Annotated in this window: 8 protein-coding genes and 1 pseudogene; 4 read left to right on the plus strand and 5 right to left on the minus strand. The window is 75.1% G+C overall.

Features of this window, described 5'->3' with window-relative positions:
* Window positions 1–572, minus strand: a 572-nt coding sequence (locus F2B26_RS13550; RefSeq protein ID WP_201292743.1) for a lysylphosphatidylglycerol synthase domain-containing protein, incomplete at its 3' end; no start/stop codon positions are given.
* A 232-nt stretch (window positions 573–804) separates the two neighbouring features.
* On the opposite strand from F2B26_RS13550, the gene F2B26_RS13555 reads away from it, so the two are divergent.
* Complete coding sequence (locus F2B26_RS13555; RefSeq protein WP_159810245.1) at window positions 805–1,410, plus strand: ClpP family protease; 606 nt, start codon at window positions 805–807, stop codon at window positions 1,408–1,410.
* Window positions 1,407–2,003: a ClpP family protease gene (locus tag F2B26_RS13560; protein ID WP_159810247.1), complete on the plus strand. Its 597-nt coding sequence runs from the start codon at window positions 1,407–1,409 to the stop codon at window positions 2,001–2,003. Before F2B26_RS13555 ends, F2B26_RS13560 begins: the two co-directional genes overlap by 4 nt.
* A 75-nt stretch (window positions 2,004–2,078) precedes the next feature.
* On the opposite strand, the gene F2B26_RS13565 is transcribed toward F2B26_RS13560, so the two are convergent.
* Together F2B26_RS13565 and F2B26_RS13570 are read right to left on the minus strand one after the other, a co-directional pair.
* The gene (locus tag F2B26_RS13565; RefSeq protein ID WP_159810249.1) at window positions 2,079–2,516 is read right to left on the minus strand and encodes a helix-turn-helix domain-containing protein; all 438 of its coding nucleotides are present in this window, start codon (window positions 2,514–2,516) and stop codon (window positions 2,079–2,081) included.
* 336 nt (window positions 2,517–2,852) lie between these two features.
* Entirely contained in the window at window positions 2,853–3,758 is a 906-nt protein-coding gene (locus F2B26_RS13570; protein WP_159810251.1) for an NAD-dependent epimerase/dehydratase family protein, read from the minus strand.
* Between the two features lie 94 nt (window positions 3,759–3,852).
* Between F2B26_RS13570 and F2B26_RS13575 the strand changes: the two genes are divergently transcribed.
* Window positions 3,853–4,563: a ScbR family autoregulator-binding transcription factor gene (locus F2B26_RS13575; protein WP_159810253.1), complete on the plus strand. Its 711-nt coding sequence runs from the start codon at window positions 3,853–3,855 to the stop codon at window positions 4,561–4,563.
* Here F2B26_RS13575 and F2B26_RS13580 read toward each other — a convergent pair.
* Both F2B26_RS13580 and F2B26_RS13585 read right to left on the minus strand, forming a co-directional pair.
* On the minus strand, window positions 4,539–5,534 hold the full coding sequence (locus tag F2B26_RS13580) for an AvrD family protein (protein WP_159810255.1): 996 nt from the start codon (window positions 5,532–5,534) through the stop codon (window positions 4,539–4,541). The two genes, F2B26_RS13575 and F2B26_RS13580, sit on opposite strands and share 25 nt — an antisense overlap.
* A 91-nt stretch (window positions 5,535–5,625) precedes the next feature.
* On the minus strand, window positions 5,626–6,090 hold the full coding sequence (locus tag F2B26_RS13585) for a hypothetical protein (protein WP_159810257.1): 465 nt from the start codon (window positions 6,088–6,090) through the stop codon (window positions 5,626–5,628).
* A gap of 134 nt (window positions 6,091–6,224) precedes the next feature.
* Here F2B26_RS13585 and F2B26_RS13590 point away from each other — a divergent pair.
* Window positions 6,225–6,798 (plus strand): annotated as a pseudogene (locus F2B26_RS13590) (hypothetical protein); the annotation flags it as partial.

Raw genomic sequence — 6,798 nt, forward strand, 5'->3', positions numbered from 1 at the left:
AGCGCGGCCGCCGACGCCGAGCCGCGGAACACGACCGTGAGCCCCACCACGACGCCCGCGGCCGCCAGCCCGGAGACGGCGGCCGCCCAGCCCACGGCGGTCTCGTCGCCCACGGTCCAGAGCATGAGCACGGCCCCGACCACGGGCGCACCGAGCCGCACGGCGTAGAACAGCACCGAGTTGAGCACCAGCCCCGCCAGCCCGCGCCCGACGTCCACCCCCCAGGCCCGGAACAGGGCGGCGCGCGCGACGATGTCGGCCGGGGACGGGGTCACGGTCGCGACCAGGGTGCCGACGAGGTCGTTCGCGACGGCCCGTCGCACGCCCAGCCCCTGCGTGAAGAACGCGAGCGGGGCCGACGACAGCAGCTGGCGCAGCACGACGAGCACGAGCAGCACGCCGCCCTGCCACCAGCTGAGCAGCGCGATCGCCTCGCCCACGGACGCCCAGTCGACCCGGCGCAGCACCCGCACCGCGTACCAGACCAGCACGACGAGCGCCGCCCACAGGAGGGCCCGGAGCACCGCGGCGAGCACCCGCCGACGTCGCGCGGAGGTCCCGCCGGCGGTCACGGCCGGCTCTCGGGCAGACGCGTCACGTGGGCTCCCTGCGGATCGGTCGTGGTCGGCGCGGCGGTGAGCGGCACGGCGGCGGTCGGCGGCGCGCGCCACGATAGCCGGGCCGCGCCCCACGGTCGCGTCGATCCACCCCTGGCAGATCCACCCCCGGCAGATCCACCCAGGGCAGATCTGCCCCCGGCAGCACGGCACCCCGGACCCGCACCCGGCACCGCACGCTGGTCCCATGACCCAGACCCCGCTCCGCCCGCTGGACGACGAGCTCGCCGCCCGGCTGCTGCACCAACGCATCGTCGTGCTCGGCACCGCCCTGGACGAGACCGTCGGCAACCGGCTGTGCGCCCAGCTCCTGCTGCTGTCCGCGGAGGACCCGCGCCGCGACATCAGCCTGTGGATCAGCTCACCCGGCGGGTCGGTGCCGGCGATGCTCGCGATCCGCGACGTCATGCGCCTCATCCCCAACGACGTGTCCACCCTGGCCCTGGGCTGGGCGGCGAGCGCCGGGCAGTTCCTGCTCTCGGCGGGCACCCGGGGCAAGCGGTTCGCCCTCGAGCACGCCCGGGTGCTGCTGCACCAGGGGTCGGCCGGGATCGGCGGCACCGCGGTGGACGTGGCGCTGCAGGCCGACGAGCTGCGCGAGACCCGGGACACCGTGCTCGGGCTCATCGCGGCGGACACCGGTCAGCCGCTGGAGCGGGTGCGCGAGGACTCGCTGCGCGACCGCTGGTTCTCGGCCGAGCAGGCCCGACAGTACGGCTTCGTCGACCAGGTGGTCACCGACCTGGCCTCGGTGCGCCCGGCCACCGCCTCCGCCGGGGGGTTCGTGGCATGAGCAGCTACACCGTGCCGTACGTGACCGAGCGGGTGCCGGGCGGCGAGCGGACGCTCGACGTGTTCAGCCGGCTGCTGTCGGACCGGATCGTCTACCTCGGCACCCCGATCGACGACGGGGTCGCCAACGTGCTCATCGCCCAGCTCATCCACCTGGAGTCGGTGAGCCCGGATGCGCCGATCGACCTCTACATCAACTCACCGGGCGGCTCGACCTCGGCGATGCTCGCGGTCTACGACGCCATGCAGTACGTCCGCCCGCCGATCACGACCACGTGCGTGGGGCAGGCGGAGGCCGACGCCGCGGTGCTGCTCGCGGGTGGCGCGCCGGGCCGTCGGGCGGTGCTGGCGCATGCGCGGGTGGTGCTGCACCAGCCGGCGACCCAGGCCCGGGGCGACGTCCCCGACCTCATCCTCGCGGCCGACGAGGTGGTGCGGGTCCGTGACCAGCTGGAGCAGGTGCTCGCCGAGCACACCGGTCAGGACGTGGCGACCCTGCGCCGGGACACCGACCGCGACCTGGTGCTCACGGCCGAGCAGGCGGTCGCGTACGGCCTGGCCGACCACGTGCTCAGCCGACGCCCGACCCGCTGAGCCCGGGCGCACCGTCGGGCGTTCTCACGCGGTGAGGCCCCGCGCGCCCTCAGGCGGCGGACCGCCGAACATCTCTCAGGCGGCGAGCAGCACGGCGACGCCGGAGGACAGGCCGACCGGTGCCGAGACCAGCGATCCCGGTCCGGCCGACGAGGGCGTCCCGGTGAGCTCGAGCACCGTGGGCCCGGTGAGCGGCTGCGGGACGGGCTCTCTCGCCACGGTCGGCACCGCCGGCTCGCGCCGGGGACGGGCGCCCTCGAGCTGACCGGCGACCCGGTCCGCGAGCTCGACCAGGCTGAGCCCGAGGGCCGCGGTCACCGCGGCGAGCACCTGCGAGGAGGCCTCCTTGCGACCGCGCTCGACCTCGGAGAGGTACTGCGGCGAGAGCCCGGCCCGGGCGCAGACATCAGCCAGGCGCAGCCCGCGGTCGAGCCGGGCCTGACGCAGCACGTGCCCGATGGCTCGCCGCCAGGACGATCCCCGCTGCACCGGGACAAGGGTCGTGGGCTCCATGCCCGACGACGCTAGCGGCCGGGCCGGGGGGTGCGCCGCCCGATCCGCCGAGGGCAGAACGCTCGGCTCCGCGGGGACTCGGGCAGCCCCCCGATGACGGGGCGCCAAGGGCGCGAGGTGGACAGCCCCGCGCCCCTGGCGCCCGAGTTCACCGCGGCGATAACCCGTCCCCCAGCGCCGGGTCCGCAACCGCGGGTCGACTGCTTGACGGCCCCCCGCCGTCCAGCGGTCAGCCCCCGCGACACCCGTCGACGCGATGTCGAGTGGAAGTATTACAGAAAGGTCGTCCTACTTGATTCGCCCGATCGGGAGATGCCGAGAGTGATCTTCGCCACATCAGTGGCGTGCCAGCAGAGCCCGATACCACGCCGCCGCCGGCTCGTCGATCACCGGGCGGGCCGGCGGCACGAGCCCGGTCGCGGCCCACACGGCACGGGAGTCGAACCAGCTGTCAGCCGTCACGAGAGCCAGCTGCGAGGGCCGCACCCCGAACGGCGCCAACCGTTGCGCAGCCTCGTCGGCCCCCAGCACCGCGGTCGGCAACGCCACCCCCGTCGCCGCGTGCGCGAGCGCCACGAGCTCACCCACCCGCACCGGCTCGACCAGCGCCGCGTGGTAGACCCCGGCGGGCGCGTCGCCGAGCGCGAGCGCAGCGACCACGCGACCCAGCGTGAGCCGGTCGATCACCGAGACCAGCGCCTGCCCGTCGCCGATCTGCGCCCCGAGCGCCTGCACCAACGGCAGCAGCGCACCGAGGAACCACCGGTCACCGGCGCCGAACACCAGGTGGGGGCGCACGACGAGCCCGCCGGCGGCCAGCATCACCTGCTCGGCGGCCCGGCGGCTGGCGTTCAGGGTCGAGCCCGGTGCGACGACCGCCTCGTCCTCCCGCTCGCCACCGCGCAACGTGCCGCCGTACACCCCGGCCGTGCTCACGTAGACGAGGCGCCGCACCCCGGCCTCCCGTGCCGCCCGCACCAGGTGCGCCGTCCCGGCCGCGTTGACGGCTTCTTGGAGCTCGGGATCCGCGCCGACATAGCTCGCGGCGTGCACCAGGACGTCGGCTCCGGCCACGAGGTCGGGAAGGCTCGACGGCGTCGAGAGGTCCCCGCGCACCAGCCGCCGACCGGGCACCGGAGCCCCCGGTGCGGCGCGCACCAGAGCGGTCGTGGCGGCCTGCGCAGCGGCGAGCGCCTCGCCGACCGCGGACCCGATGAACCCGGTGCCTCCGGTGAGCGCCACGCGACCGGGTTGTTCAGAGCGCACCCTGTCCTCCAGCATTCGCGCATAAGGTCGGGTCCGACGAGCGCAGCAGCACCGCGCGGAGGGGGAGACGATGGCAGGACGCACACCTCAGCAGCAGCGCGGGGTAGAGCGGCGCCTTGCGCTGCTCGAGGCGGCCGGGCGCGCGTTCGACCGCACCGGATACGCCTCGGCCGCACTGGCCGACATCGTCAAGGACGCCGGTTCGACCCTGGGCGGCCTCGGCTTCTACTTCCCGCACAAGGAGGACCTCGCCCGCGCCGTCATCGACGAGCAGAACGCGCGCACCTTCGCCTCGCTCGCCGCGGCGGGCGGCAGCTTCGCCCCCATGGAGGCGATGATCCACAGCTCGAAGATCATCGCCGACCAGCTCATCACCGACCCGCTGGTCCGCGGGGGCATCCGGCTGTCGATGGAGCTCGGCGTGCTGTCCGAGCCGACCCACGGGTTCTACGACGAGTGGCTGTCCCAGGTCGGCGTGCTGTTCACGATGGCGCAGGAGGCCGGTGAGCTCGTCGAGGGCGCCGCGAGCCCGGCCGAGCTCGCCGCGACCTCGGTGTCGTACTTCACCGGGGTGCACATCGTCGCCGGGGTGCTCACGGGACGGGCCGACCTGTACCGCCGGCTGCACGTGATGTGGCAGATGCTCGTCCCGGGGATGGCTCGTGAGGACCTGCGCCCGGGGCTGCTGGCGCTCGCGGCGGAGCTTTTCACCGGCCCGCAGCCCACACCCACACCCACCTCGCCGGAGCCGGGCGCTCACACCGCACCCGCGTCGTCGTAGTAGGCCAGCCAGGCGGTCGCACGCACCCCGGCCAGGCCGGGGCAGTGCGCCTGCACGTCGTGCAGCCGACGGCCGTCGTGCGCGAAGGTGCGGTGCCCGACGATCCGCACCTGGGAGCCGTGCCACCCGCCCGTGGACCGGACCGGGCCGTCCACCTCGAACGTCATGCGGCGCATCCACAGCGTGTCCGCCTGGTCCCGGTCGATCCCGGCGGCGGCGTAGAGCAGCACCTGCCCGAGCTGACCGGTGAGCACGAGCGCGTCGACGAGGGTGGCTGACGGCCAGTACGCGGCCTCGAGCCCGCCGTCGGGCCGCTCCGCGACGGGGTCCAGCCAGTGCTCGCTGCGCACCTGCTGCTCGGTCAGGTCGAGCTCCGTGATGCGGGTGCGGTGGCCGGTCCGGCGGAACAGCGCGCCGCCGACCGACCGCCGGGCGAGCTGCCGGGTCGCCTCGTCCCAGCCCGTGCCGGTGCCCGCCGGTGCCTCGTGCCGTACCACCACGACGACGACGAGCTGACCCACCCTGCACTCCAGCGCGCTGCGCGACCCGTCGGCCGGCGGCAGGTCGGACGGCAGCGGGGCCGCCCGCAGCTCCAGCCGGACGTCGCCCAGGTCGGTCTGCGGCCGGGCGCCCGCCCGGACCGAGACGCGCTCGAACCAGGCCCGGGCCACCTGGTCGTCGTCCAGCCCGAGCACCCGCAGGTACCCCTCGACGACGCCGTAGGTCAGCACCAGGGCGTCCAGCGTGCTCAGGTGCGGGGCGCGCGCCACCCCGTTCTTGGCCGACCAGTCCGACGGGTAGTGGACCCGCGCCGAACCGGTCGCGGGTGCCGGTCCGTCGTCGACGGCGGCCAGGTGCTCGACCCGGTGCCCGATGCGCCGGTACCCGGTGGCGAAGTACCGCGAGGCCGCCGGCCCGAGGCGCGCGTCCAGGTCGTCGGGTACGAACGGTGCCTGGTCAGCGAGCGTCATCGTGCACCTCCGCCGGGTAGGGACGACACGATACGGACGTCCTTCCCGGAAGTGCGACGGTCCTCAGGCCGTTGCGCAGGTCAGGCTGGCATCAGCCCAGCGCGGAGGCGCGCACCACGATCCGGGCGCCGACCGTCACGGCGTCGACCCGCACGTGCTCGCCGAACGGGCCCGGCACGGCGTCGAGGTCGACGGTGACAAGCGTCTCGCCGCCCTGCGCCCGGGCGCCGACCCCCGGCACATGGTGCGAGGCCAGCGAGCTCTCGATGAACTCGGTGACCAGACCCGACAGGTCGAGCGGGATCATCGGGTGGCTGGCGCGCACCGCGAGCGTCCACGTGCGCCCGACGACCCCGCGGTCCGCCACCTGGACCCCGACCGTCCCGGCCAACCGGGTGGCCGCCTTGACCGCGCCCGACAGGTTCGGCAGGTCCTGCACCCGGACCTTGCCCGTGACCAGCGAGTCCTCGCCGACGAGGTCGGTGACCGCGTCAGGAAGCGCCCCCGATGCGCGCAGCAGGGTGACGGCCTCGTCCAACGACAGGGTGAGCTCCATCCGTCCAGGGTACGTGCGGCCCACTGGGCCGGCCGGTCGACGCGCACCCCCACGGTGCCGACCGGGAGCCCCCGACGGTGGCACCCTGGAACCCGGTCGCGACCGACCGGCCGACCGAAGGAGGGGTGCGCACCGTGCGACGTCACACGGGCTCGACGGCCCTGCTGACCGTCGTGCTGCTCGCGCTCGGTGCCTGCGTCCTGCTGGTCCCACAGGCCCGGACGGCTCCGGCGGAGCCGACGACGCGGACGGCCCCCGACCCGGCGACCGGCGTCGCGGTGCTGCTGCGCGGCGCGGCCGCCGACCAGGTGCTCACCCAGGTGCACGCCGCCGCACCGTCCTCGGTGGTGGCCGCCGACGTGCTGAGCTCGACCGGTCTGGTCACGGCGTTGGTCCTCGTCAACCAGGCTCTCGCGGAGGCGGACCGCACCCGGGTCGCCACCGCGGCCGACCTCACCCGGGTGGTGCTGCAGGCTGACGGGTCGGCTGTCCTCGTGCTCCCCGCCCCGGCAGGTTCGGACGCCGCCGACGACGTGGTCGCGCTCCCCGTCGGCACGACGGACGCGCTGCTCACGGACACCGGCCGGCGGCTGCGCACGCTGGCCATGACGCGGGCCTCGACCGCGAGCATCGTCACCGCCTCGCCCACACCGACCGCCGTGCAGAGCACCGAGCCCGCACCGAGCGCGCCCGCCAGCCCGACGCCCA

The sequence above is a fragment of the Cellulomonas citrea genome, from assembly GCF_009829685.1.
GTDB classification, from domain to species: Bacteria; Actinomycetota; Actinomycetes; order Actinomycetales; family Cellulomonadaceae; genus Cellulomonas; species Cellulomonas citrea.